A 23727-nucleotide genomic window follows, 5' to 3' on the forward strand; every position below is an offset into this window, starting at 1 on the left:
ATTTTATTAGAAAGTGGTGATAGCATGGCAACCTGGAATTTATCAGAAACGCAGCATCATGTGCTGATCTGCAACGGCGGAAGCTGTATGAAGCAGCAGGGCGAAGAGGTAACACAAGCAATCCGGGCAGAAATCGCCGAACAAGGTGCGGACAGATTCATCCATACGACAAGAACACGCTGCAACGGACGCTGCCAGGATGCCTGTGTGGTCACAGTATATCCCGAGGGAATATGGTACAAGGACATGACGCCGGAGAGTGGTAGAGCGATGGTACGCGAGCATTTGCTGCAAGGCAACCCTCTGCAGGCGCATATGGTATATAGCTTTAAAGATCGTTTTATCCCGACAGGACTTGGTCCTGAAGGTGTGCAAAGAGATTAATATAGTAGATCGTAATTAAATCGCGGTGCATGTGTTCGTGTATCTTCCGCATATAGGAATCAAACTCTATTAAAATGTAATATTTTTCTAGTTAAATCTAATGCCATTTTATAATGAATTTAAGTTTGAATTAAGATTTGAGGTCCAATATAGATAACAGAAGGAAGCACACCTCATTCTTATCCAATATTTTAAATTTATAAAATGGAGGTTTTAACAATGGAAAACAACCACAAAGATACTCGTACTAACATACAGCCGTCCAACGATCATGAGAACCGGAACGATCAGGAAACATTATTATACAATGAGCAATCCGATGACTACAGAGTCACTCAACCCCGGTTATTCGGTGAACCACGCTCAAAGGACAAGCATTCTTCTGAACCGAATTGGCAGGAGAATAACAAATACCGCAGCAGTAAAAAAAGCGTTTTTGCCGCCTTTATGGCAGGTGTGCTTGTTGTTGGAGGCATGATGTTTGCTTCAGACCGAATGAATATGTTTACCGGAGGTACTCTTGCTTCTCCTCCAAGCGTCTCCGCAGCTGCTTCCAAAGCCGTCAGTAATGGCACTGCGCAAAAAGCTTCTCTGGATATAACGAGACCCAACAATATTGCTGATATTGCTCAACAGGCAAGCTCGGCTGTAGTTAAGATTGAAACTAAAGTGAAAGCCCAAAGCTCCAAGAACCAAAATAATCCGCTTTACAGCGATCCATTCTTCCGCCAATTTTTTGGAGACAACAACGGAGGTAACCAAGAACAAGATCAAAACGGTCAGCTGCAACCTTCGGGGCTTGGCACTGGCTTCATCTTTGAATCATCGGGTTATATTATAACCAATGAACATGTCATTGATGGTGCGGATGAAATTAATGTAACCATCGAAGGTCAAGATAAACCATACAAAGCCAAACTTCTTGGCAACAGCTATGATCTCGATCTGGCCGTTCTGAAAATTGAGGGAAGCACTCCCTTCTCAACACTGCCAATTGGCAATTCGGACGATTCCCGGGTAGGCGATTGGGTTGTGGCCATTGGTAATCCATACGACTTTGACTACACGGTAACAGCGGGTCTATTGAGTGCGAAAGAGCGTCCAATCAGTATTCCGGATGAAAATGGAACTAGAGAATACAAGCATTTGCTTCAAACCGACGCCGCTATTAATCCCGGCAACTCAGGCGGTCCTCTGTTAAATATGGACGGAGAAGTCATTGGTATCAATACAGCTGTGAACTCGCAAGCTCAAGGGATTGGATTTGCTATTCCGTCCAGTACGATTAGCTCTGTTTTACAACAGCTTAAGGATAACGTAACGATTCCCAAAGAACCGGTTCCCTTCATCGGTGTGAGCGTTCAAGATCTGACATCGGATATGTTGAGTGAGCTGAAAGTCGATACTACAGACGGGGCTTTGGTCGCCGATGTACAGCGGAAATCCCCGGCATTCGAAGCAGGCATACGCCCTTATGATGTAATCGTCGCTGTCAACGGCGCGAAAATTACAACCTCCACCGAATTAACTACAAAAGTACAGGCGCTAAAAACCGGAGATAAAGCAACGGTCACCATTATGAGCAATGGCGTTAAGAAGGACCTGACTGTTACAGTCGGCGATAAAACGACAATCAATAGCACGCAAAAACAAAATCAAGGTTAAAAACATCCCCAATTCCATGTGAATACAAATAACCCCCTTTAAGCATACCGTGCTGCAACATCAGAGCGCGGAATTACTTAAAGGGGGATTTTTTTAGGCTAGCGAGTTCCAGACTTTGTTATCTACATACTATATGTCAACGTTTCATACAAAATTCTGTCCAAAATCCTGTGGAAAACCTTATTCAATGACTTACTTTGTGCTCCAGCAAACTTAATCCTCACCGCTTACTTCATATAGCGCTTGTTCGTTCATATCCCAACGCCATCTCGGGAAATTCCCTTGCAGATGCACACCGCCATACCACTGATCTATTCCTTTCTTCGCGATCCAGTCCTCTTCCCCATTCAAAACCTTATTCCCCAGCTCTGTCAAAACAGCTTCACAGTCACGAAGTGCTACCGAGGATTCGTTATAGGCAGGAAAAGCCTTTAATCCGTGAATTTGCAGCAAGGGGTAAGGAGCTTGTGATATTTTCATTAGAATATGCCAGTATTCCAGATCCCCCATACCTAAAGCGTTCAGCTTATTTCCCACATCCTGAAACAATTCTATTGGGCTGCTTATTTCAGCTTGAATCATCTCCAGCGTTGTCTGCTCCACGATGCCAAGTCCATTGACTGTAGAAGGAAACCGCGATAAATGCATTTGAAATGCATCATTCGCGAATGGCAGCGCGGAGGTATCTTTACTTAGCAATTGCTGCAGCAAGCTTGGATCTGGAGACGTGTAAGCCTGCCAAAATGCTTTGCCTAACTCCAATTCTTTTGTCCCAATAGTCTTCCATGTTCCCGACAAAGTTTCCATTTGCTCCAATGATAGCTGCCCTAGCCCTCGAAACAGCTCGATTCCCGGATATTCCCCTATGCACAATAAGCTCAGCTTCGTTTTTATCAAAGACTGTCCCGAGAACCAATGCAGCAAATAACATAACATCGTCTGATCGAATAAATCATGCTCAAACCATAACACAATCTCCTCATATTTATGAAAATCAGCTAAGGATTTCTCTTGTGCCTCGCTGCCTTGGATAAATTCAGCTTGAGGAATTCCCATCGTTTGCTCCAGATATTGTGCCCTGACAGAGCGATTGTTCCAATCAGCAGGGTATAAACTTACAGGACCATGAGGGTATACTTCCCTCCACACTAGAACATCTCCGTGCACGATTCCTTGCCGCAGCTTCTTCGCCACTGAATCCCCGTTTACAATGTGCAGCATTCCTTTTCCTCCTTCGTACAAATGGTTAAAAACTGATATCAAATCAGCTACAGGCAGCGATCCCTTCAGCTTACGGCGAGCATTAAAAAGGCGCTTTTTCAACACCGGAATCGAAGTACCGACAAGATTGGAGATTTCCTGGAGAGAATTCCCTTGAAAATAAAATAATTGCACAACAATTCGCAGATTGGACGCTAATCCCTTACTGAAGTCGGATCACTTGTAAAGAAGATCTAATTAAATCCTCACAGTCCAGATAGGCTTGTTCACTTAAAATAGCTAAAGCTGTAATTCCAATAAAAAGATGATTGGGGAAGTTTCCGCCGATATAGATATAACCATAAGAAGCAGACACCAAAAAATCGCTACTTGATGCATCTCTTTTACTCAACCCATCATCTAGTCAATTTGCCTTATCAACGCGATTATAACATATAACTTGATCGGCACAATGAACTGAACGACTTAGGAATGAAGCAAATAAGTAAAAAATAAATTGAGATGAGGATGGTTTCATCACATCATAATTGATTACTTTGGCTTTCTTTTCGCTACTTTGTCTTACTTGTGGTACGGCTCAGCGTATCACGTATCCTACATAAACCAAAAAATTCAGGGCACACAATAGACGTGTCCTGAATTCTTGAGATTGGTACTTTGAAGCTTGGTGAAACGTTAGTCTACATATGTTGACGCATAGGTCCGCTGCTCATGTTGTATAATTAATTCTGAGCTGCAGGCACAGGTGCCGCAGTAGCTCTTGGTCCAGCGTCCTGTACCTTTGTCTTCACAGTATCGATTTCTGCTTGCGTAACCGGTTTGCCTGTCTCTAAGCTATCGATTATTTTACCCAGTGTCATAGTATCAAAATCATCTTGTGAGTACAACTCAATTCTGTATCCCTTATGTTCCCAAATGACAATTCCGTTTGCAAAATAGATCTGTGTACCGTTAATTGTTTCTGTTTTGACTTCACCGGTGGTGCTGATGCCATTTACATCACCCTTAGAAATCAATAAACCGACTTGTTTATCACCTTGTTTATAGGTTACTTCAACCATTTTGTCACCATGAATGACACTGTTCACGTACTCATAGTTCGACAACCAGGAGGGTGCAGGAAAATTCATACCCGTTGCCGAACGTGCCTCCTGCAAGGAGAGCTTTAAAGGGGGTGGTAATTGGACTTCCTCGCCATTCCTTTCTTGATGGCTAGACGACGTATTTACTGCAGGAGAAGGTATTTCCTTATCATATTGTGTGATTACCATTCCCCCAACTTGAAAATGAGCTATGATCGATTGAAACCATTCTTGTGCGTAAGAAGTAGCCGAAAATGCGCCGCTAAGACAGATAACAGCACTCGCAATCACAACAGCGGCTCTCCATTTATTTTTTTTCATAGATATTCCATCCTTTTCGTCATAATCGGGTTGTAGGGTTCCTGTTTCCATTTTGTATATCACTCGATTGAAGATCTGGTCCTTCGATGAGGATGGGGTCAACTCTACATTTGCTAGCAGATCTATTACATTCCTAAATTGTTCCGGATCCTGTTTTTTACTCATTTTTGAACCCTCCTTCCACTAAGGTTTTATGCAGCTTCTTTAAGCTCCTGTACACGACAACACCGATGTTGGATTCACTTACGCCCATTAATTGAGCGATTTCCGAATTTTTCAACCCCGCTGCATATTTCATCGCGAGAATATTGCGTTCCTTGTCGCGCAGCTTCGCCAGAGCTTTGAAAAGCTCCTGATTATTGTCATCGCGGATGGCCAACTCCTCGGGGGACGACTTGATAAAAACCATATTCAGCAAATTGTTCAGTGAAAAATGGGTCCCTTTCTTCTGTGCGCGATAGTAGTCCGTCACAGAGTTTCTCACGATAGCAAACAGCCATACTTCGAACTTTGATTTTTCTTGTGAGAAGCTATGATATTTCGTAATGACCTTTTCGAATACGTGGCTGCAGATATCTTCCGCCGCGTAGTGATTGTTGATCCGGTAACAGATATATTTATAGACACGTTTACTATACATCTCATAAATCCGAGAAAATTCTTCCTTGGATATGATTTGATCATGGACGTCGTCTTTTTGATTATAGTGAGTTCCCATATTTACTTGGGTGATCTCCACAACCTTTCCTCCCTCCTAATTGTTGGTCTGTAAGTATGAGGCTTAAACAAATTGCGCAATTTGTTCTTGTTCTTGCATAAGTTAATACGCAGAAACAACAATAGTATTAACATTCTAATAACAAATTGCTTGAAAATCGAGAAGAAACGGACCCAACGGAGATCTATTTCATTCAATCGTGATCAATATAAATTTTATAAATACAAATGAGCCTAGAACTAAAAATAAAGTTCTAGACTCCACATATTACATTCAAGGGTTATCATACGGTTTACTTACTTTCGTATCGCTTCATATACAAATTTCTGCTTGCCATTAGTTGGTGCTTTTCCATAGTCGTAATCAGCTGACACAACCACATCCGAAAAGCCGACACTTTCTAAAACGAGCTTAAATTCTTCGATGCCATACCAACGTAATGCAAAACGTTGCAATTCGGTCTGGATCAGTTCACCGTTACGCCATTTTTCATATTTTAAATATGATACTTTGTATTGATTGTATAAATCTGCTTCAACAAGCTTGCTTTCCATTGTGATGATGTCCCCATTCGATAAATTGAATGTCGACGTACCTCCAAATTTACCACAATCAAAGTTATTGTCAGGCAGAAAAAGATCAAGTATAAGCCGTCCACCTGGCTGAAGATGTTCGTATAGGCACTTTAAGGCGTTAAGTGACTCCTCTCGCTTTTCGATTAACAAGAATGAACCACCTGGAATAATTATAGCCTCATATTGATCAGGTAAAGAAAGCTCTTGGAGATTTGACTCATACAAATTGGTGGTTAACTCTCGTTCTTCACAACGTTGACGGCAAGAAGCCAACATTTCGGGAGAATAGTCAATACCATCTACAGTAAGACCTGATTCGAGAAGGGGAATAATTACACGCCCAGTCCCCACCATTGCTTCAAGAATACGCCCTTTACAAGGTTTCAGCCTATCCAGGTAATATTCTAAATCGCCACCGAAGGAATGACCAAATCCCTTAGTAATGTCATAGACCTCTGTACACAGTTTTCCATAATAACTAAAAGACATTCACATATCCCTCCATGAATTGAGTTTACCACAGAAGGGAACTGTCTTAATTTATCCCTTCCGCACCTTTTTATTTATTGACGTGTCCGGTTTTAGCATTTGCATAATAATCACTCACCTTCATGTATAGTTAACTCCAATATAGGCGATAGGTTAATTTTATAAAGGGTACAAAACAATTAAAACAAAACTTGCCTTTTTTAGCTTTTGATTAAACTTGAGAAACAAGATGACTCCCCATGGCCTGGTTCCCTTATTTCTTCATAGTTATACGTTCATTTCTATATTTTTTCCAAACGGTCCATCTGCTGAAGATGATTTCCATTGAAATCATGGGGAGTTTTTTTTATAATATACATATCGTATAAGCGAGGGAAGTGGTATGGATGGCAATAAAAGATTGTCGGAATGGCACAGTCTCATGCAAAGCCTGTTTTAGAGGCGATACTTTGCATGGGCGTCCAAACTAAAATCGCCCTAATAAGCATTCATCGTTTCTAATACTTGGCTTTGCCACTTATTTCATTATTAAAAAATAAGGGGCTGAACCTATATGTGTAAACCATTTATTAGAAACCATCAATATAACGTTATTAAAAAGCAAGCAGGTATTCTGCAAAATGCTCTGAGAACTATAGCGGATCCGAAAGTATTGGAATCGGTCAGATATAGCACAGAATCCAAAATAGTAGAACTTTTTCCGGATGTTACTGATTTTCAGAAACAAATGTTGGAAAAAATTTCTGCATTAGAAACGTCTGACGATTTTCAGAAGTATCTGAAAGAGTTTGAGCCGTATTTGGATGAATTGCCGCAAGTTACAGCCAAACAGATTCAGAAACTATTCCCTAAGAATAAAAAATTAAAGATTCCTGACTTATCCGCAGTAGACAATCGTTATGTAACCTATCTGAGCTGGACCGATATTTCTACGAATAAATTGTTCATGGTCTATCATTTAAATGGGCAACTCATTGGTGTAGAAGGCAAATATACGCCCACAAATAAGAAAAGTTTTTGCTTTTTATGTAATCGATATGAAGAACTTGCTTTATTTTCGGCGATATCCAAAAAAAGACCGGCCCATTCTTCGCCTGATTATTACAAAGCGGTTGGTAACTATTTATGCATGAATGGTCATGAATGTAATAAGAACATTACAGATATTACTTCTTTAGAAAGATTTATTGACACTGTTATAAAATAGAGACTAAAACCATTGAATCTATTGATTCAATGGTTTTTTAACTGTATGTAGGATTAGGTAATATTCAAAATTGCTCAAGCAGCTCGCGGTGAGTTCCAGGTAAAATTTTAAATATGCTATTTTTCCTATACTTGTTCAACACAATAAGTCGCTAAATACACATTTTCATTCGCAAACGCTCTACTTCTGCATATAGAAAAACTGCACCTCCAATGGTTAGTTGTATCTAACCATTGGGGTGCAGTTCATCATGAAAAATGATTTTTTTATACAATTATTTGGATTGAGAGATTCCGTTAACAATTTGGGTCAGAGCCTCTTTAATTGGTGTGACTGGACGACCGAGCAGCTTTTCCAAATCGTTGCTTTTGATCTCTAGAACACCTTCTCGGATACCTTGCTGTATACCTACGAGAATAGGGATGACGAAATCGGGTACACCCGCGCCTTTTATGATTTCGGCAAATTTGGCATCATCGACTTGTTGCACGGGTACTTCTTTGCCTAATACCGTTCCAAGAATTGACACTAGTTCTTCTTGAGTCATCAGTTCGCCCGAAAGCTCGTAGATCGTATTCTCGTGTCCATTTCCCGCCAATACGGCTGCTGCTGCCTCCGCGTAATCTTTTTGCAATGCCCAGCCTGCCTTGCCATTTGCAGCAGACGTAACCCACGGCGCTCCTGCTATTGCACCTTGAATATGGCCCATCTCATTCTCCAGGTACCAGTTGTTTCGTAAGAAGGAGTACGGGATGCCCGTTTTAATGATCGCTTCTTCCGTTACACGGTGTACTACGGCAAGAAACAACTTGCTTTCACTTGCATTCGTTGCACTGGTATAGGCAATAAATCCAACTCGTGCGCGTTGTGCCGCTGCTACTGCATTTGTATGCTGACGAATTCTTGTCTCGTTGTCACCATCTGTAGATATAATTAACAACCGATCTATACCAGCAAAGGCGGAATCCAGTGTTTCTGGACGATCAAAATCACCATGCCGAACTTCTACTCCACGAGCTTGCAGTCCTTCTGCTTTTTCTGGATTGCGAACGCTAATTGCTAATTGACCTGAGGGTATAGATTTCAGTAACGTTTCTACCACTTTCATTCCTAATTTACCAGTTGCACCTGTGACTAAGATCTTCATCTTTTATTCCTCCTAATATAGTTTGATGTAATCGTTTTTGTTATAACAATATAAGTTACAACAAGTTGTATAATAAAAGCTCTACAAAGAGCTCTCATTTATTCGAATCTAGATATGAGATTACTTAAATTGGTTTGTGCCAACCTGAGTTCCATAGCGGATTGAGCCTCGCTTAATTCGGATTGCAGAACCATCTCAATGTTACGGCCGACTTGGCAGTTCTCATTCGGATCTTCATGAACTCGGAATAATTGGCTATCATCGATTACATTTACGGCTCGATAAACATCAAGAAGCGTAATATCTTCGGGTGTTTTGAGTAAAGCAGCGCCTCCTACCCCTGGACGTACCTCCAATAATCCTGCCTTTTTTAACATTCCCATGATTCTTCGAATTACTACAGGATTTGTGTTTACGCTGCCCGCAATAAAATCCCCAGTCAATTCGTTCGAACTAACAGCAATCAAGGAAAGTATATGAACAGCCATTGAAAAACGCGTGCTTATTTGTTTCAAGCTTATCACCACCGTTGTAACCATTATAGTTATATCTAAGTATTATGTCAATAACGTATCCTGTTAGAAGCATTCTACGACCATAAAAAAGGTAGCAATTCCTACACTATTGTGTCCCTTTGAGTAATTTCAAAACGCTTCCCCAACAGCAAGGTTTTAGCGAAAAAACATAGGATCTTAGTCCAATGCTTTTATTCCACATGAGCTTTTAAAAATTAGTATTAGACTGTTTATCAAAAAAAATGGCAGAGCAAGAACCCAATAATAAAGTTCTAGACTGCCATTTATTTATTAAGCTATCATTCCCGAGAGAGTTTAGCATTGCGCCTACATGAACTTCACAGTTGAATAATTTTTTTAAAAAAAGTGTCTCCTTCACCAGTGGATTCATATTTGGTTGTTTTTTTCTTGACTTAAACCATGGTTTAAGTTGTATGATATTCCTGTCGACAATGAAAGATAAAAATATGGAGGCCTCCAAATGAAGTATTATTCGATTAGCGAAGCTTCAGCCAAATTCAATATTCCAGAGTCAACGTTACGTTATTATGAAAAAAAAGGACTACTTCCACAAATCAAGCGTGATAAAGCTGGGAGGCGGTTATTTTCAGAAGATCAAATTACGTTCCTTGGAATCATTATTTATTTAAAAAACACACACATGCCAATTAGTGATATCAAGCAATATGTTGACTGGGTAGTAGAAGGAGATAACACCATTGAACTCCGGCTTCGAATGTTTAAGAATCACAAGCAAGCGGTGCTAGCTGAGATTTCGTTGATGACTGAATCCTTAAAAGGAATTGACAAAAAAATTACACGTTATACAAAACTTATTCAGGAAAGAAAAGTAGAATGATAAGATGAAAAGAGTATTAGTAACTGGCATATAAAGGTATTGGTCATTGCTTTGAAATTGATAAAACAATTGAGTGGAAAAGACTTTTACGTTTTGTTTATCGCTTAGTTTAATATAAATCTATTTTTTGGAGAAGAGGAATTATATTGAAACTTTCAGGAAATACAATACTTATTACCGGCGGTGGTTCCGGAATCGGGCTGGCTTTTGCAGAACGCTTTATCAAAGCCGGTAATCAAGTTATTGTTTGTGGACGGCGTGAAAACGTGCTTCAACACGCGAAAGAAGAATCCCCCAGCCTCATTACCCGAGTATGCGATTTGACGATTGAATCCGAACGCACAGCATTGTTTGATTGGGTAACCGCGAATTATCCGGAGGTGAATGTATTAGTCAACAATGCAGGGATTCAACAGCGTTTCAATGTGTTAAAAGCAGATGCGAAGGACAATTGGAGCTACTTCAGTAAAGAAATCACGGCAAATATTGAAGCTCCTGTCCATCTTTCCATGCTGTTCGCACCATTCTTTGCTGCAAAAGAAGAGGCTTCTATTATTAGTGTGACGTCTGGGTTAGCATTTACGCCGCTTGCGATTGCCCCCATTTATTCAGCCACAAAAGCGGCACTTCATTCCTTTACCATAAGTCTAAGGCACCAGCTTTCGGCTACATCCGTAGAAGTGATTGAAGTAGCTCCGCCGGCAGTGAATACGGATTTGGGCGGACCGGGGTTGCACACGCAAGGAGAACCGTTGGATGCCTTCGTAGACGGCATTTTCAAGGGATTGGAAGAAGGCAAATCGGAGATTGGGTTCGGCACTTCCGTAAGCCGCTTGCGTATGTCGCGAGATGAAATTGACGAGTACACAGAAAAGATGTATACGGCCATGAAAAACATAATTGAATAACTACGCTTACGAAAAAGTGGCTACCATTGTGTAGGTGCTTTTCCGAAGTTATAAATCAAAATGACAGTTGTTTTGACTTCGCATTGGCATATAAAAAAGCAAAACTCGCCGTAATGTTGGCGAGTTTTCTTTAATTTAGTTATCCGTTCAAAGTTCAACTAAATTGCCCGCTAGCCTAATGGCCAGCCAGTCTATCACTTTATTATTTTCAAACAAAAAAGAAGGGGTTTCCCCCTTCCTTTTATTCAACCGTAACGCTTTTGGCCAAATTCCTTGGTTTATCGACATCATTACCACGCGCTAATGATGCATAATAAGCCAATAGCTGCAATGGAATGACCGACAATGCCGGGCTCAGCAGCGGGATCGTTTGCGGGATTTCCAGAACTTGATCCACAGCCTTGCCAAGCTCTGTTTCGCCTTCAGTATGAATCCCGAACACGTAAGCTCCACGTGCTTTAACTTCTTTAATGTTGCTTACCGTTTTCTCAAATAGATCCGGCTGTGTCGCCAAGGCGATAACAGGAATCCCCTCTTCGATCAAGGCCAGTGTACCGTGTTTTAATTCACCGGATGGGTAAGCCTCAGAATGAATATACGAAATTTCCTTAAGCTTCAAAGATCCTTCCAACACTACAGCATAATCGATGCCGCGGCCAATGAAGAACAAGTTATTGTGTGTGGCTATCTGATCTGCCGCTTCCTTGATAACTTCAGCCTGTTCAAGAATCTGCTCAACCTTCTCCGGTAGCAGCTTTAATTCAGCAACCACATCAGCGATGTAAGCTTCATCCTGTGTTCCCAATGTTTGTGCTAGGTACAAACCGAACAAATAAAAAGCAATAAGCTGCGAGGTATATGCTTTGGTTGAGGCTACCGCAATTTCCGGTCCTGCCCACGTTACAATGACATCGTCCGCCTCACGTGCTACGGAGCTGCCCACTACGTTCGTAACAGCAACCACACGTGCACCACAGCGTTTGGCTTCACGCAGTGCGGCTAATGTATCTGCTGTCTCTCCGGACTGGCTGACGACCACAACTAGTGTGTTTGGTGTAATAATCGGCGAACGATAGCGATATTCCGAAGCTACATCGGTTTCCACTGGAATACGTGCCAGCTTCTCAATAATGCTTTTACCGACCATACCTGCATGATATGCCGTACCGCAAGCAACGATATGAACCTGTTGAATGGACTTGATGTACTCATGGGTCATCTTCAGTTCATTCATGACAACCTTTTTGCCTGTTGAATCGATCCGGCTGCCCATTGTATCCCGATAAGCTTTCGGCTGCTCATAAATTTCTTTTAACATAAAGTGATCAAATCCGGCTTTTTCAGCCGTAATAATATCCCAATCGACATGAAATAATTCCCGGGAAATAAAATTCCCCTCAAGCGTCATTAATTCGACACCTTCTTTGGTCAAAACCGCCATTTCGCCGTCGTTCAAAATATATACATTGCGCGTGTGATCAAGAATCGCTGGAATATCGGATCCAATGAAATTCTCGCCTTCACCTACACCAATAATTAAAGGGCTGAAGAAACGGACAGCCACCAGCTTCTCAGGCTCATACTCCGTCAGTACGCCTAATGCAAATGCGCCTGTCATCCGGGCAATAGCTTTTTGCACTGCCTTAACGATATCGCCCTCATAGAGACTCGAAATAAGGTGGGAGATCACTTCCGTATCTGTCTCAGATACGAACACATGACCTTGAACCATTAATTCTTCTTTTAATGACATGTAATTTTCGATGATTCCATTATGGACCACAGAAAATTTACGCGAATTATCAGTATGCGGATGGGAGTTCACATCGGAAGGCTTACCATGTGTTGCCCACCGCGTATGTCCAATTCCGATGGAACCGGTCAAAGGTGCTCCATCAAGTACTGCTTCCAGATTAGCTAATCTGCCCTTGGACTTCGTGATTTGTAATCCATCCTGCGTATATACGGCCACACCTGCGGAATCATAACCGCGATACTCTAACTTCTTCAAACCTTCAATCAATATATTTTGAGAATTACGTTTACCAACGTATCCAACAATACCACACATAGGGATAGAACCTCCTGCATATTTAAAAAACCGATAGTACCGAAACTACTTTTTATGACTTTCATCGGTCATGCTGGATTCTTGTACATACAGTCGCCTATATGCTTTGCCATCCAACTTAACGGTAGAGCCGTCTACCGGAAGGTCCCCGCCGAATATTCCGAACACCTTCACCTCGTCAACTTGCAAGCAGTTACCTGCGGGATCACCGCCTATTCAAAGCTCGACACTCCGTTACTCGAACAGCTGTCTCGTATTGCTTGAATAGTCTGAATCTCATCCCATGGTTCCCTTACAAGTTCTGGCGCTTTTGATACGCAACCCCAATCCTCCTGTTCCTTCCTGAATAAAAGCTTATTAACTATCTTATTCATTTTATGTGTAGAGTGCAACACTATTTTTCCTTCAAATTCCGACAATCTCTGCAACGAAAGCCCTCTAATGACATGCATTAGAGGGCTTTCATCCCCAGTTCACAGTTATTTATCTTCAAGACAAGCTTTAGGAAAGCTCTTTTTCAATAACAGCCGCCAGATCGTCTACGTAAGCTTCAACTTGATCCTTATCCGGCCCTTCTGCCATTACACGAATCAGCGACTCCGTTCCCGAAGGTCTCACCAGTACACGACCATTATCGCCCAGCTCTTGCTCGACTTTCAGGATCGCCTGTTCAATGATAGGATTGCCCTGCCACTTGCTCTTATCCTTTACTCTCACATTAACAAGCTTTTGAGGGTATTTACGCATAATGTGTTTCATTTCAGTTAGCTTTTTCCCAGACAACACCAAGGTATCCATCAACTGCAAAGCGGTTAAAATACCATCACCGGTTGTATTGTAATCGAGGAAGATCACATGCCCCGACTGTTCACCACCCAGGTTATAGCCGTTCTTACGCATTTCTTCCATGACATAACGGTCACCAACCGCCGTTTTGGCTGCTTTCATACCAACCGCTTCAATCCCTTTAAAGAACCCGATGTTGCTCATCACTGTCGTCACAATCGTGCTCTGCTTTAATTGCCCGGCCTGATTCAACGCATGCCCGCAAATGCTAAGAATATAATCCCCGTCCACTTCCTCACCGGATTCATCGATTGCAATTAAGCGGTCTGCATCCCCGTCAAAAGCAAATCCAATGAATGCGCCATGCTCAAGCACTGCTTTTTGCAAAGCTTCCGGATGGGTAGAACCGCAATGATCATTAATATTACATCCGTTAGGTTCAGCACCCACTGTGATGACTTCAGCGCCCAAGGCCTCAAACACTTTAGGTGCAAGCTCATAGGCAGCTCCATGTGCACAATCGAGAACGATTTTATAGCCTTTAAAAGAAGACTTTACGCTCGCCTGCACATAATCCAGATACGCATATTTAGCTTGATCGTCGTCCACAGCCGTGCCCAGATTAACACCTGTAGGCCGCGGCAGTTCATCTTTATCCGCATCCATTAACCGTTCAATCTCAAGCTCTGTTTCATCCGACAGCTTAAAGCCATCGCCGCCAAAAAACTTGATGCCATTATCCTCAACCGGATTGTGTGACGCCGAAATCATCACACCAGCATCCGCGTTAAGCTTACGTGTCAAATAGGCGATTCCCGGTGTGGATACGATACCGATCCGTACCACATTGGCACCAATTGACAAGAGACCAGCGACCAATGCTGCTTCCAGCATCGAACCGGATATTCTTGTATCGCGTCCAATAATAACAGTCGGCTTGTCTACTTGTCCAGCTAGCACATAACCACCGCAGCGGCCAATTTTATAAGCTAGTTCAGCCGTTAATTCCTGATTCGCGATCCCCCGAACACCATCAGTTCCGAAATATTTCCCCATTTATTTTCGATCCCCTTTAATTATCATTTCGCAACATCTGTTACTTTTTTGCACTAATCTCAACTGTTGCTTTAAAATCCTGCGGCGTACTTTTTTTGATGAACGTAGGCAGATTCCAGCTAACAGGGATTTCATGGCGACCCGGTGGTAAATTGCTTACATCCAGAATGGCCTGAACATCCTGCACCTTCACCTTATCCAGAATCGCTGGTGCACCCTCAGCAATAAAATTAATTTTTCCCGATTCGGGAAGCACAACTGTAGTATTAAACCCATCATTTTGACCTACGATGGACAGCGGCACCTGATCAAGGTTTTTTGTAGCGGAAGCGACGATATTGATCTTCACCTCTACCTTAGCGGGGTCCAGTTGAGTCGCTTTATTTCGCAGCGGAATATCCAGATTCAACGTATATTCCTTTTCTTCCTTCAAATCAGCGAGATTAATGTTAGGACCCTCGTAAAACTCCAGACGGTTTAATACATCCTGTGTTCCGAATACGGTCACTTTATCTACGTTTTGCACCAAAGAGGCAACGCTGAATCCTTTAGGTGGTTCACCCGACAGCTTCAACTGTAAGGGTACCGTAGCAAATGGACTTGTGATCGGAACCTCCACCTCTACGACAGCCGGATTGATGGAAGCTAACTCCATCGTCTTGCCTGTCTTATCATAAGCGACCAACTTGGCTTTATTCGAAACAGCCGCCTGCGCTTTCTCCACGTTCACTTCAGCTCTAACCGATTCGACATTATCAATGCTTCCACTCGGGAGCGTTACCGTCACTTTATTCGGTTTTACAATGGGTTGGCCCGCCTTTAAGCCCACTGCAGGCATACCCGTCACATTAATCGTTACAGGCATCTGCTTGTTGGATTTCTCATCAATGACGACTTTCGCATTAGGTGGACTGACTCTCACCGTAACACCGCTTGGGAAACCAACAGGGGTTAAAGGAACAATCCGCTCTCCCTTAGTCAGATTCGTCAAATCGGCCTCCACCGAATATTTGCTAAGCATTGCTTTTTTCAAAGACGCTTCCTTGCCGCTTAATGTGACAATAACCTCGGCAGGATCCAGCGTTTGTACATAAAACTGATTGCTATCGTATTTAGGCGTTACGGTTACATTGGAAATTTGCTCTTCCCTCACCCCGTTATTACTAGTTCCTGGCAAGGTATTATCCTCCATATGTACGACAGCCCATAATAAAATTCCAATAACGAGCGCTAAGATTTTAACTACATTCGTATTACGCAGCCACCGATCCATATTACCATAGCCTCCATTTCCAAATGGAGTTTTTTTCCTTGGTCTTGGTCTTGTTCTTCAGCTCTTCAAAAAGCTTGGACAATAACGCTTCTTCCTTAATGTCACGAATAATATGACCGTTGAGCGCCAGTGAAATTTGACCGGTTTCCTCCGATACAATCACACATACCGCATCCGATACCTCGCTCATCCCTATCGCTGCTCGATGCCTGGTGCCCAGCTCCTTGCTTATAAAGGGATTCTCTGATAAGGGAAGATAGCACCCTGCAGCCATCAATCGATTGTTGCGCACGAGAACAGCCCCATCATGCAAAGGAGTATTCGGAATGAAAATATTAATAAGCAGCTCAGAGGTGATGTGCGACTCAATAGGAATGCCGGACTCTATATAGTCATTCAAACCCGTTTCACGTTCAAACACGATAATAGCTCCGATTTTGCGGCGAGCCAAATAATCAACGGCTTTGATTACCTCACCGACGCGCTTATTTAATTCAGTATCTGTCTCTGTGGGAGTCCGACTGAACAGTGCGCCCCGTCCCAACTGCTCCAACGCACGGCGCAGCTCCGGTTGAAAAATAATAATGACCGCCAGTACCCCAAAGGTAAACATCTGGTTCATCATCCATTGGAGTGTGCTCAGCTTGAACCATGTACTAAGTGCCCAAGTCACAACAACGACGAAAATCCCTTTTAACAGTTGAATCGCCCTTGTTCCCCGTACAAGTAAAATCAGCTTGTATATGACATAGCTTACAATAACAATATCAATAATATCTTTTATGTTGATGGCTGTTATATAGTCCATCGTATCTGCCCCCAAACGACACGCGGCTTGATTGTTTCTTGAATGTTTCTTGACGATCCTTAAATCATACCATAATATGAGGAAAAATCCTCCCTTTCAAGATATCTTTAAGGAAGGATTTTTGAAATGATCCATATGTCCTATTTAACCTGCGATATCTTGGATGCCAAACCATTCATTTTAAACCATAACCAACCAAAAGCTTCATCTATTTGTGTAATTTGACCTGAAATATGGGCCGTTGAAGCGAGAATGACGGATCCCTGAACAACAACAATATTCCCCTCAATATCTCCGTCAACCTGCAGCTTGCCGTTTTCAACCATAATATTGCCTGCAACCTTCTTCCCGGCAGGTACATATACGGTATTACCCTGAATGACGACTGACTGGAGATCCGTACCTTTTACCATAAGCTCCGAATTTTCATTCCACATCGACATAAAGCTGGCTGTCATCACAAGTACGAATACAGCAGCCACCGAGATAGCGGGGTGATTCCGTATCCACTGCCTCCAGAGGCTTCTTTGCTTCAATGGAGGTAACGATGCCATGATCCTCTCCGTTAATCCAGCAGAGGCCTCTACTCGGGGCCAGGACTGAATAAGTGCTTCAACTCGCTCCAACTGCTGGAGCCGCATCTTACAGGTTGGACAGGCCAGCAGGTGCTCCTTGAGCTGCACAGCTTCCGAACCCGTTAGGCTGCCGTCCATATATTCATGTATCAAAGGGAGGGCTTCCTTGCATTCCATAGCGAGCCACTCCTTTCCGTTTACATAGTTGCTTGTTTAATACATACGTAAATGCGTGCAAGATGTTTCAAAAATAAGTTTACAAAACCCGTTCCAACTTTTTCCGTAAAAACTCGCGGCCACGATGCAGCCTTGTTTTGATCGTTGTCACCGGCATGGATAGCACATCACTAATTTCCTGAAGCGATAAATCCTGTAAATACCGCAAGATCACAACCGATTTGTATTTATCCGGCAAAGAATCTATCGATTTACGAATTTCCGTTTGCGTCTCGGATAAGACTACCTGTTCATCAGGTGTATCCTCAAGACTCGGCAGTGTTGAATACCAGTCTGTTCCTTCTCCGTCCTTCATCTCGGCATCCAGAGAGTAAGTGGCTTTACGTTTGCGGAGACGATCAATACAAAGATTCGTTCCTATTCTATAAATCCATGTCGAAAACTTCTGAAACTCATCATACCTGTCGAGGTTGGTAAACACCCTAAGGAATGTTTCCTGCACAATTTCCTCCGCCTCATGTCTGCTATGCAGCATTCTGTAGGCAAGATGGAAAATTTTATCCTTATATAGCTCCACCAGCTCGGCAAAAGCAGCTCTGTCTCCCTTACGAGCCAGTTTGGCGAGCCTTACGTCCATCTGCTCCAACCGACATTCCTCCAAACTTCCGATCCACAACCTACATCATTTCTGCGTCTGATTCGGGATCTTCAGGACACTTTGCGTTTCTCGGCTACTACAATTCCTGTCAATATTAAGAGCATACCAAACCATTGTACACCATGTACAGCTTCATTCAAAAAGAGCAGTGACGCCACAATACCTACAGGCAATTCCACGGCTCCAAGCATCGCTGCCAAGGTACTTCCAATCCGCGGTATACCGATCATGAAAGCAATCGTTGGGAACACCTGGCCCAATCCACCAAGACCTACTCCCCACAACAGCAGTGATCCTCCACCTGCCTGAAAAAAAGCCATTGGCGGATAAATCAGATATAGAAAAGGAAGTGACCCCGTGATCATAACCGCCGATTTCATAAAAGGGTGCAGGTGTGTCTCCAACCTTCCAGCCATGAATAGAAAGAAGCCATAAGTCACTGCAGCCCCGATACCACAAAGTATACCTAAATAAGTAAATCGACTCCAATCTGCCTCGAATGCTTCCACAGCACACAACGTCCCTAACATAATCATACCTACGGCCAGCCACTGATTACGTTCCGGCCATTTACGATTGGCAATCGAATCCATCACGATCGTTATCCATGTAAATTGAAATAATAGGACGATGGCAACCGTCGCATCCATTTCTGACAGAGCCGTATTATAGAGAAGTGTTGAAGCTGTTAAACCAAACATACCGACTAACGATAGCTTGATCCAAGGACCCTTAAAGGGGTTCCCCCAAGCTTTGCGCTGCAGCAGCACAAGCAGCCATAACAAAGCCGCCCCCGCCGTCATTTGACTGGCTGTAATCTGAAACTCATTCCATCCATCTTGATATGCGGTTTTAATAAGCGGAGACAAAAGTCCGTAGCTTGAAGCCCCTACGATGACCAGCACAATCGCAAACCATCTTGAATTCAAGCCTGTATCCTCCTAACCATTATACCTGAAGCATCCCAAACGACCAAAAAAAAGCCAGGCAGCTCAATTTCAGGCTACCTGACTCTTTCAATGAGCAGACGATGATTGGTTATTGTTATGGCTTGTCTAATTCGTTATCATAGCTGTTCGAAATGCAGATCAGCCCGTATTCCGAAGTCCCGCAGCAATACCATTAATCGTCAACAAGACTTCGCGTATGAGCAGCGTATCATCCTCGTCACGCTCTCTTTCCGCTCTAAGCTCAGTCACAAGTTGAACCTGCAAATAACTTAAAGGATCTACGTAAGGATTACGAAGGCGGATTGATTCTTGAATGACCGGCACATTATCCAATATTTCCTGCTGACCGCTAATCTTCAAAATCAAATCAGACGTTTTTTCGTATTCTTCCTTAATTTCATTAAAAATACGCTCTGCGATAGCAGGATCCTTAATCATGCTGCCATATTCTTTGGCAATCAATAAATCTGCTTTAGCCAATGCCATTTGCAAATTATCAATCAAAGAACGGAAGAACGACCAATTCTCATACATATCCTTCATAACCGTCAGATTTTCTTCTTTACCTTGGTAGAAGCTATAGAGACCTGTACCGGCAGCATACCAAGCTGGAAGCAAATAGCGGCTTTGTGTCCATGCGAATACCCACGGAATGGCGCGCAGATCTTCAAAACGATCACTATTTTTACGTTTCGATGGGCGGGACCCGATATTAAGCTCTCCAAGCTCTGGAAGCGGTGTGGACTCTTTAAAGAAGGTCAGGAAATCCGGATCACGGAAAATCAAGTCCTGATACTTCGTCTGCGCCTTTTCCGAAATATCGAGCATAATCGCTTCCCATTGCTCCTCAGACTCTTCCTCCTGGGGATTACGAGCATTCAGTGCTGCGATGAGCAATGCAGATGTTGCCTGCTCCAAGCTGCGATAAGCGATGCCCTTCATCGAATAACGTGAGGACAATACCTCTCCTTGCTCCGTTATCTTGATGCCTCCGCCGATCGTATCGGCTGGCTGTGCCAGAATGCTGCGGTTCAGTGGCATTCCTCCACGTCCCAGCGCGCCGCCGCGGCCATGGAAAAACTTCAGCTTTACACCATATTCAGATGCAGCCTCAGTAATCGAGCGAAGTGCTACTCTTAGCTCCCAGTTCGCTGTAATTACACCGCCGTCTTTGTTACTATCGGAATAACCCAGCATAATTTCCTGTAGGTGATTCGTGTTAACCAAGCTGTCGCGATATGCCGGGATTTGGTATAACGTCCTCATAATATCAGGAGCAGCATGCAAATCATCAATCGTTTCAAACAGCGGTACAGATTGCAGCGTGCACGTAACTGAACCATCTGCTTCCTGACGATATAATCCAGCTTCTTTTCCGAACACAAGTACTTCCAGCAGATCACTAGCCGCCTCTGCCATACTGATCAAATAGCTGGACACGCAGTTCAATCCAAACTCCTGCTGGGCTTGCTTCACTACACGGTATACATTCAAACATTCCAATGTCGATTCCGAATAGTCCATGTAAGGTGTTGTAATCGGTCTTGGTTCCGTTAATAAGCTGCTTAACAGCTGAATCTTGTCTTCCTCAGCCAGTGCCGAATAATCCGGACAAATGCTCATTTTCGCTAATATTTCCGTCATAGCGGCTTCATGCTCTTTACTGTGCTGTCTAATATCCAAAGAAGCCAAATGGAAGCCGAACAATTCAACCTGGCGGATCAGCTTCACCACATAATCATCTGCAATAAAATCGGCAAAATGATTACGCAAGCTCCGATCAATAATTTTCAAATCCGCTAAAAACTCATCGGGTGAATTGTATTTTTGCAGGCTGTTTATAGATGAATCAGCGGCATTACGTATTTTTTGAATCATATAGACAATTTTTATCCGATAAGGCTCTTTCTCATTGCGCCATACTTCATGCGAGCGCAGATCCATATGTTCACGATCGAGCTGGATGGAATCGAGCAATTCCTGAGTAACCTCTACGATATTTTTGCTAAAGCTTAAATGCTTGGTGAAATCATTCAACAGCTCATCGTATTTTTGAAGTGCCAGCTTACGGTGCATCGTAAGAGTTTCCCATGTGACTTTGGAAGTCACGGATGGATTGCCATCACGATCTCCGCCGATCCATGAACCGAATTTCATATAGATAGGCGCATGCCAGGATTCCTCTGGGTAATAAATTTGCAAGCAGCGCTCCAGCTCCTGATAAACCTCTGGAAGCACGTCAAACAACGTTTCATCGAAGTAGTACAATCCATTGTTCACCTCATCGATAACCGTTGGCTTGCGATCTCTCAGCTCGTCCGTCTGCCATAGAGTAATGACCTCACCCATTAGCTTATCACGCAGCTGCTCCCGTTCCCGGAAGGTTAGGTTAGGGTTGTCCAATTCCATCACTTGATTAGCAATGCGTTGATGAATATCCAGTACCGCACGACGTGTTGCTTCAGTCGGATGGGCTGTCATCACGAGCTCCAATGAAATGCCTTGCAGCATTTCCTGTACTTCGGCAGCGTTGATCTGCTGATTTTTAAGATCACGTACAACATCCTCAATAGAACCAGGCTGTACATTCTCACCTGCAGAACGTTCATAGTCACGTTTTCTACGAATACGGTGATTCTGCTCGGCAATATTAATCAGTTGAAAATAAATCGCAAAAGCCCGGATCACCTGATGTCTCTTTTCCGGTGCCAGTGAAGTAATCGTTTCTTTGAATTCGTCATACATCTCCGTGGAGTATTGCGCACGCAGGTTTTTACTCATCTCTCTAATATTCTCTACAATGACCAGTAATTCATTGCCGCCTTGATGAACCAACACTTCTCCTAAAATATGTCCAAGAAATCGAACATCTCGACGCAGTAGGTTATTTGCAGTATTTTTGTTGATCGAACTGTTTGAATCCGACATGGTTCCCCTCCTGAGGCTTGCTTTACATAGCAATTTTCTTTGTATTGTCTTAGACCATAATGAGTATTTTAACACAACAGTACGCTGATATATAGTTTATTTATATAGAAAATAAAAAAAAGACCCACTGGGTCTTATTGGAATTTGATATGGAGCGGGTAAGGGGAATCGAACCCCTGCTATCAGCTTGGAAGGCTGAAGTTCTACCATTGAACTACACCCGCTTACGTAAAAAACTGAAATGTTCTTAAAATAATGGTCGGGACGACACGATTTGAACATGCGACCCCCTGGTCCCAAACCAGGTGCTCTACCAAGCTGAGCTACGTCCCGATGGTATATGAGGTTACTTAACGAAGCTAACTTCATAAGCTTACTTTAACAACTCTGATCCAGAAAATAATGGCGCGCCCTGAGAGATTCGAACTCCCGGCCTTTTGATTCGTAGTCAAACGCTCTATCCAGCTGAGCTAAGGGCGCCTATCAAGTTGTTAGTGGAGCGGAAGACGGGAATCGAACCCGCGACCCTCGCCTTGGCAAGGCGATGCTCTACCGCTGAGCCACTTCCGCAAAATACTGCGCGTAGAGGGACTTGAACCCCCACGGTCGCCCGCTAGATCCTAAGTCTAGTGCGTCTGCCAATTCCGCCATACGCGCGCATTGTATTAATGGTGAGACATGTAGGATTCGAACCTACGACACCCTGATTAAAAGTCAGGTGCTCTACCAACTGAGCTAATGTCTCATACTATGGCTGGGGATCTAGGATTCGAACCTAGGGATGACGGAGTCAAAGTCCGTTGCCTTACCGCTTGGCTAATCCCCAATAATCGAAGTTAAATCTGGTGCCGCCGAGAGGACTTGAACCCCCAACCTACTGATTACAAGTCAGTTGCTCTACCAGTTGAGCTACAGCGGCTTACTGAACGCTGTGAGATCGAACCATTTGGTTCTATGGTAGAATACCGAACCTCAAGGTTGAATTAAAGCGTCCCATATTATGAAATTAATAATAATGGTGACCCGTAGGGGACTCGAACCCCTGTTACCTCCGTGAAAGGGAGGTGTCTTAACCACTTGACCAACGGGCCTTGCACTGGAGCTTCCAACCGGAATCGAACCGGTGACCTCATCCTTACCATGGATGCACTCTACCGACTGAGCTATGGAAGCAAGTGGCTCCCCGAACAGGACTCGAACCTGTGACAACTCGATTAACAGTCGAGTGCTCTACCAACTGAGCTATCAGGGAATATTAAGCTTGGCGACGTCCTACTCTCCCAGAACCCTGCGGTTCAAGTACCATTGGCGCTGAAGGGCTTAACGGTCGTGTTCGAGATGGGAACGCGTGGTT

Annotated in this window: 20 protein-coding genes, 11 tRNA genes and 1 rRNA gene; 5 read left to right on the plus strand and 27 right to left on the minus strand. The window is 43.2% G+C overall.

What is annotated here, in order from left to right:
• Positions 1-24 precede the first annotated feature (24 nt).
• The gene (locus BM210_RS20785) at positions 25-384 is read left to right on the plus strand and encodes a (2Fe-2S) ferredoxin domain-containing protein (RefSeq protein ID WP_091172970.1); all 360 of its coding nucleotides are present in this window, start codon (positions 25-27) and stop codon (positions 382-384) included.
• 219 nt (positions 385-603) lie between these two features.
• Positions 604-2049, plus strand: a complete 1446-nt coding sequence (locus tag BM210_RS20790) for a S1C family serine protease (RefSeq protein WP_256223872.1) — start codon at positions 604-606, stop codon at positions 2047-2049.
• A 213-nt stretch (positions 2050-2262) separates the two neighbouring features.
• Here BM210_RS20790 and BM210_RS20795 read toward each other — a convergent pair whose 3' ends face one another.
• The 4 genes from BM210_RS20795 to BM210_RS20815 all read right to left on the minus strand — a co-directional run bounded on the left by BM210_RS20795 (position 2263) and on the right by BM210_RS20815 (position 6455).
• On the minus strand, positions 2263-3270 hold the full coding sequence (locus tag BM210_RS20795; protein WP_091173060.1) for a DUF1835 domain-containing protein: 1008 nt from the start codon (positions 3268-3270) through the stop codon (positions 2263-2265).
• A 722-nt stretch (positions 3271-3992) separates the two neighbouring features.
• The gene (locus BM210_RS20805; protein WP_091172977.1) at positions 3993-4838 is read right to left on the minus strand and encodes a hypothetical protein; all 846 of its coding nucleotides are present in this window, start codon (positions 4836-4838) and stop codon (positions 3993-3995) included.
• Positions 4831-5412 carry a sigma-70 family RNA polymerase sigma factor gene (locus BM210_RS20810; RefSeq protein WP_091172980.1) on the minus strand — a complete coding sequence of 194 codons (582 nt, stop codon included), beginning with the start codon at positions 5410-5412 and terminating at the stop codon, positions 4831-4833. Before BM210_RS20810 ends, BM210_RS20805 begins: the two co-directional genes overlap by 8 nt.
• Before the next feature lie 275 nt (positions 5413-5687).
• On the minus strand, positions 5688-6455 hold the full coding sequence (locus BM210_RS20815) for a class I SAM-dependent methyltransferase (protein WP_091172982.1): 768 nt from the start codon (positions 6453-6455) through the stop codon (positions 5688-5690).
• Positions 6456-7008: 553 nt separating this feature from the next.
• Here BM210_RS20815 and BM210_RS20820 point away from each other — a divergent pair.
• Entirely contained in the window at positions 7009-7662 is a 654-nt protein-coding gene (locus BM210_RS20820; RefSeq protein ID WP_091172985.1) for a FusB/FusC family EF-G-binding protein, read from the plus strand.
• A gap of 274 nt (positions 7663-7936) precedes the next feature.
• On the opposite strand, the gene BM210_RS20825 is transcribed toward BM210_RS20820, so the two are convergent.
• Complete coding sequence (locus BM210_RS20825; RefSeq protein ID WP_091172986.1) at positions 7937-8809, minus strand: SDR family oxidoreductase; 873 nt, start codon at positions 8807-8809, stop codon at positions 7937-7939.
• A gap of 98 nt (positions 8810-8907) precedes the next feature.
• Positions 8908-9324, minus strand: coding sequence for an Rrf2 family transcriptional regulator (locus BM210_RS20830; protein ID WP_091172988.1), 417 nt, complete (start codon positions 9322-9324; stop codon positions 8908-8910).
• Between the two features lie 481 nt (positions 9325-9805).
• Between BM210_RS20830 and BM210_RS20835 the strand changes: the two genes are divergently transcribed.
• Complete coding sequence (locus BM210_RS20835; protein WP_091172990.1) at positions 9806-10183, plus strand: MerR family transcriptional regulator; 378 nt, start codon at positions 9806-9808, stop codon at positions 10181-10183.
• A 146-nt stretch (positions 10184-10329) separates the two neighbouring features.
• Positions 10330-11091: an SDR family oxidoreductase gene (locus BM210_RS20840; protein ID WP_091172992.1), complete on the plus strand. Its 762-nt coding sequence runs from the start codon at positions 10330-10332 to the stop codon at positions 11089-11091.
• Positions 11092-11332: 241 nt separating this feature from the next.
• Here the strand turns inward: BM210_RS20840 and glmS are convergent, their stop codons facing one another.
• The 21 genes from glmS to rrf form a co-directional block, all read right to left on the minus strand.
• Positions 11333-13162 carry a glutamine--fructose-6-phosphate transaminase (isomerizing) gene (gene glmS / locus BM210_RS20845; protein WP_091172995.1) on the minus strand — a complete coding sequence of 610 codons (1830 nt, stop codon included), beginning with the start codon at positions 13160-13162 and terminating at the stop codon, positions 11333-11335.
• A gap of 45 nt (positions 13163-13207) precedes the next feature.
• Complete coding sequence (locus tag BM210_RS34905) at positions 13208-13351, minus strand: hypothetical protein (RefSeq protein WP_177237924.1); 144 nt, start codon at positions 13349-13351, stop codon at positions 13208-13210.
• 312 nt (positions 13352-13663) lie between these two features.
• A complete protein-coding gene (gene glmM / locus BM210_RS20855; RefSeq protein ID WP_091172999.1) occupies positions 13664-15004 on the minus strand; it encodes a phosphoglucosamine mutase in 1341 nt (446 codons plus the stop codon).
• Positions 15005-15044: 40 nt separating this feature from the next.
• The gene (locus BM210_RS20860; protein ID WP_091173001.1) at positions 15045-16277 is read right to left on the minus strand and encodes a CdaR family protein; all 1233 of its coding nucleotides are present in this window, start codon (positions 16275-16277) and stop codon (positions 15045-15047) included.
• Position 16278: 1 nt separating this feature from the next.
• A complete protein-coding gene (cdaA, locus tag BM210_RS20865; protein WP_091173003.1) occupies positions 16279-17085 on the minus strand; it encodes a diadenylate cyclase CdaA in 807 nt (268 codons plus the stop codon).
• Positions 17086-17225: 140 nt separating this feature from the next.
• Positions 17226-17837: a zf-HC2 domain-containing protein gene (locus BM210_RS20870; protein ID WP_091173005.1), complete on the minus strand. Its 612-nt coding sequence runs from the start codon at positions 17835-17837 to the stop codon at positions 17226-17228.
• Positions 17838-17916: 79 nt separating this feature from the next.
• Positions 17917-18483, minus strand: coding sequence for an RNA polymerase sigma factor SigW (gene sigW, locus BM210_RS20875; RefSeq protein ID WP_091173006.1), 567 nt, complete (start codon positions 18481-18483; stop codon positions 17917-17919).
• Between the two features lie 62 nt (positions 18484-18545).
• Positions 18546-19424, minus strand: a complete 879-nt coding sequence (locus BM210_RS20880) for a DMT family transporter (protein ID WP_091173009.1) — start codon at positions 19422-19424, stop codon at positions 18546-18548.
• A 159-nt stretch (positions 19425-19583) separates the two neighbouring features.
• Complete coding sequence (ppc, locus tag BM210_RS20885; protein ID WP_091173012.1) at positions 19584-22373, minus strand: phosphoenolpyruvate carboxylase; 2790 nt, start codon at positions 22371-22373, stop codon at positions 19584-19586.
• 150 nt (positions 22374-22523) lie between these two features.
• Positions 22524-22597 (minus strand) — tRNA-Gly (locus BM210_RS20890).
• Between the two features lie 32 nt (positions 22598-22629).
• Positions 22630-22706: transfer RNA gene (locus tag BM210_RS20895), tRNA-Pro, on the minus strand.
• Positions 22707-22776: 70 nt separating this feature from the next.
• Positions 22777-22853: transfer RNA gene (locus tag BM210_RS20900), tRNA-Arg, on the minus strand.
• Between the two features lie 15 nt (positions 22854-22868).
• Positions 22869-22943: transfer RNA gene (locus tag BM210_RS20905), tRNA-Gly, on the minus strand.
• Positions 22944-22950: 7 nt separating this feature from the next.
• A tRNA-Leu gene (locus BM210_RS20910) sits at positions 22951-23030 on the minus strand.
• A 12-nt stretch (positions 23031-23042) separates the two neighbouring features.
• Positions 23043-23118, minus strand: a tRNA-Lys gene (locus tag BM210_RS20915).
• 6 nt (positions 23119-23124) lie between these two features.
• Positions 23125-23199: transfer RNA gene (locus BM210_RS20920), tRNA-Gln, on the minus strand.
• Between the two features lie 17 nt (positions 23200-23216).
• Positions 23217-23292, minus strand: a tRNA-Thr gene (locus BM210_RS20925).
• A 97-nt stretch (positions 23293-23389) separates the two neighbouring features.
• Positions 23390-23464: transfer RNA gene (locus BM210_RS20930), tRNA-Glu, on the minus strand.
• Between the two features lie 6 nt (positions 23465-23470).
• Positions 23471-23546, minus strand: a tRNA-Thr gene (locus BM210_RS20935).
• 3 nt (positions 23547-23549) lie between these two features.
• Positions 23550-23625: transfer RNA gene (locus BM210_RS20940), tRNA-Asn, on the minus strand.
• A 7-nt stretch (positions 23626-23632) separates the two neighbouring features.
• Positions 23633-23727, minus strand: a 5S ribosomal RNA gene (gene rrf, locus BM210_RS20945); the annotation flags it as partial.

This window comes from Paenibacillus sp. 1_12 (assembly GCF_900114475.1).
Taxonomy (GTDB): Bacteria; Bacillota; Bacilli; order Paenibacillales; family NBRC-103111; genus Paenibacillus_S.

Coding starts and splice junctions, on each gene's coding strand:
- BM210_RS20785 (WP_091172970.1), top strand. CDS start 25: ATGGCAACCTGGAATTTATCAGAAACGCAGCATCATGTGCTGATCTGC.
- BM210_RS20790 (WP_256223872.1), top strand. CDS start 604: ATGGAAAACAACCACAAAGATACTCGTACTAACATACAGCCGTCCAAC.
- BM210_RS20795 (WP_091173060.1), bottom strand. CDS start 3,270: ATGCTGCACATTGTAAACGGGGATTCAGTGGCGAAGAAGCTGCGGCAA.
- BM210_RS20805 (WP_091172977.1), bottom strand. CDS start 4,838: ATGAGTAAAAAACAGGATCCGGAACAATTTAGGAATGTAATAGATCTG.
- BM210_RS20815 (WP_091172982.1), bottom strand. CDS start 6,455: ATGTCTTTTAGTTATTATGGAAAACTGTGTACAGAGGTCTATGACATT.
- BM210_RS20820 (WP_091172985.1), top strand. CDS start 7,009: ATGTGTAAACCATTTATTAGAAACCATCAATATAACGTTATTAAAAAG.
- BM210_RS20825 (WP_091172986.1), bottom strand. CDS start 8,809: ATGAAGATCTTAGTCACAGGTGCAACTGGTAAATTAGGAATGAAAGTG.
- BM210_RS20835 (WP_091172990.1), top strand. CDS start 9,806: ATGAAGTATTATTCGATTAGCGAAGCTTCAGCCAAATTCAATATTCCA.
- glmS (WP_091172995.1), bottom strand. CDS start 13,162: ATGTGTGGTATTGTTGGATACGTTGGTAAACGTAATTCTCAAAATATA.
- glmM (WP_091172999.1), bottom strand. CDS start 15,004: ATGGGGAAATATTTCGGAACTGATGGTGTTCGGGGGATCGCGAATCAG.
- BM210_RS20860 (WP_091173001.1), bottom strand. CDS start 16,277: ATGGATCGGTGGCTGCGTAATACGAATGTAGTTAAAATCTTAGCGCTC.
- cdaA (WP_091173003.1), bottom strand. CDS start 17,085: ATGGACTATATAACAGCCATCAACATAAAAGATATTATTGATATTGTT.
- BM210_RS20870 (WP_091173005.1), bottom strand. CDS start 17,837: ATGGAATGCAAGGAAGCCCTCCCTTTGATACATGAATATATGGACGGC.
- ppc (WP_091173012.1), bottom strand. CDS start 22,373: ATGTCGGATTCAAACAGTTCGATCAACAAAAATACTGCAAATAACCTA.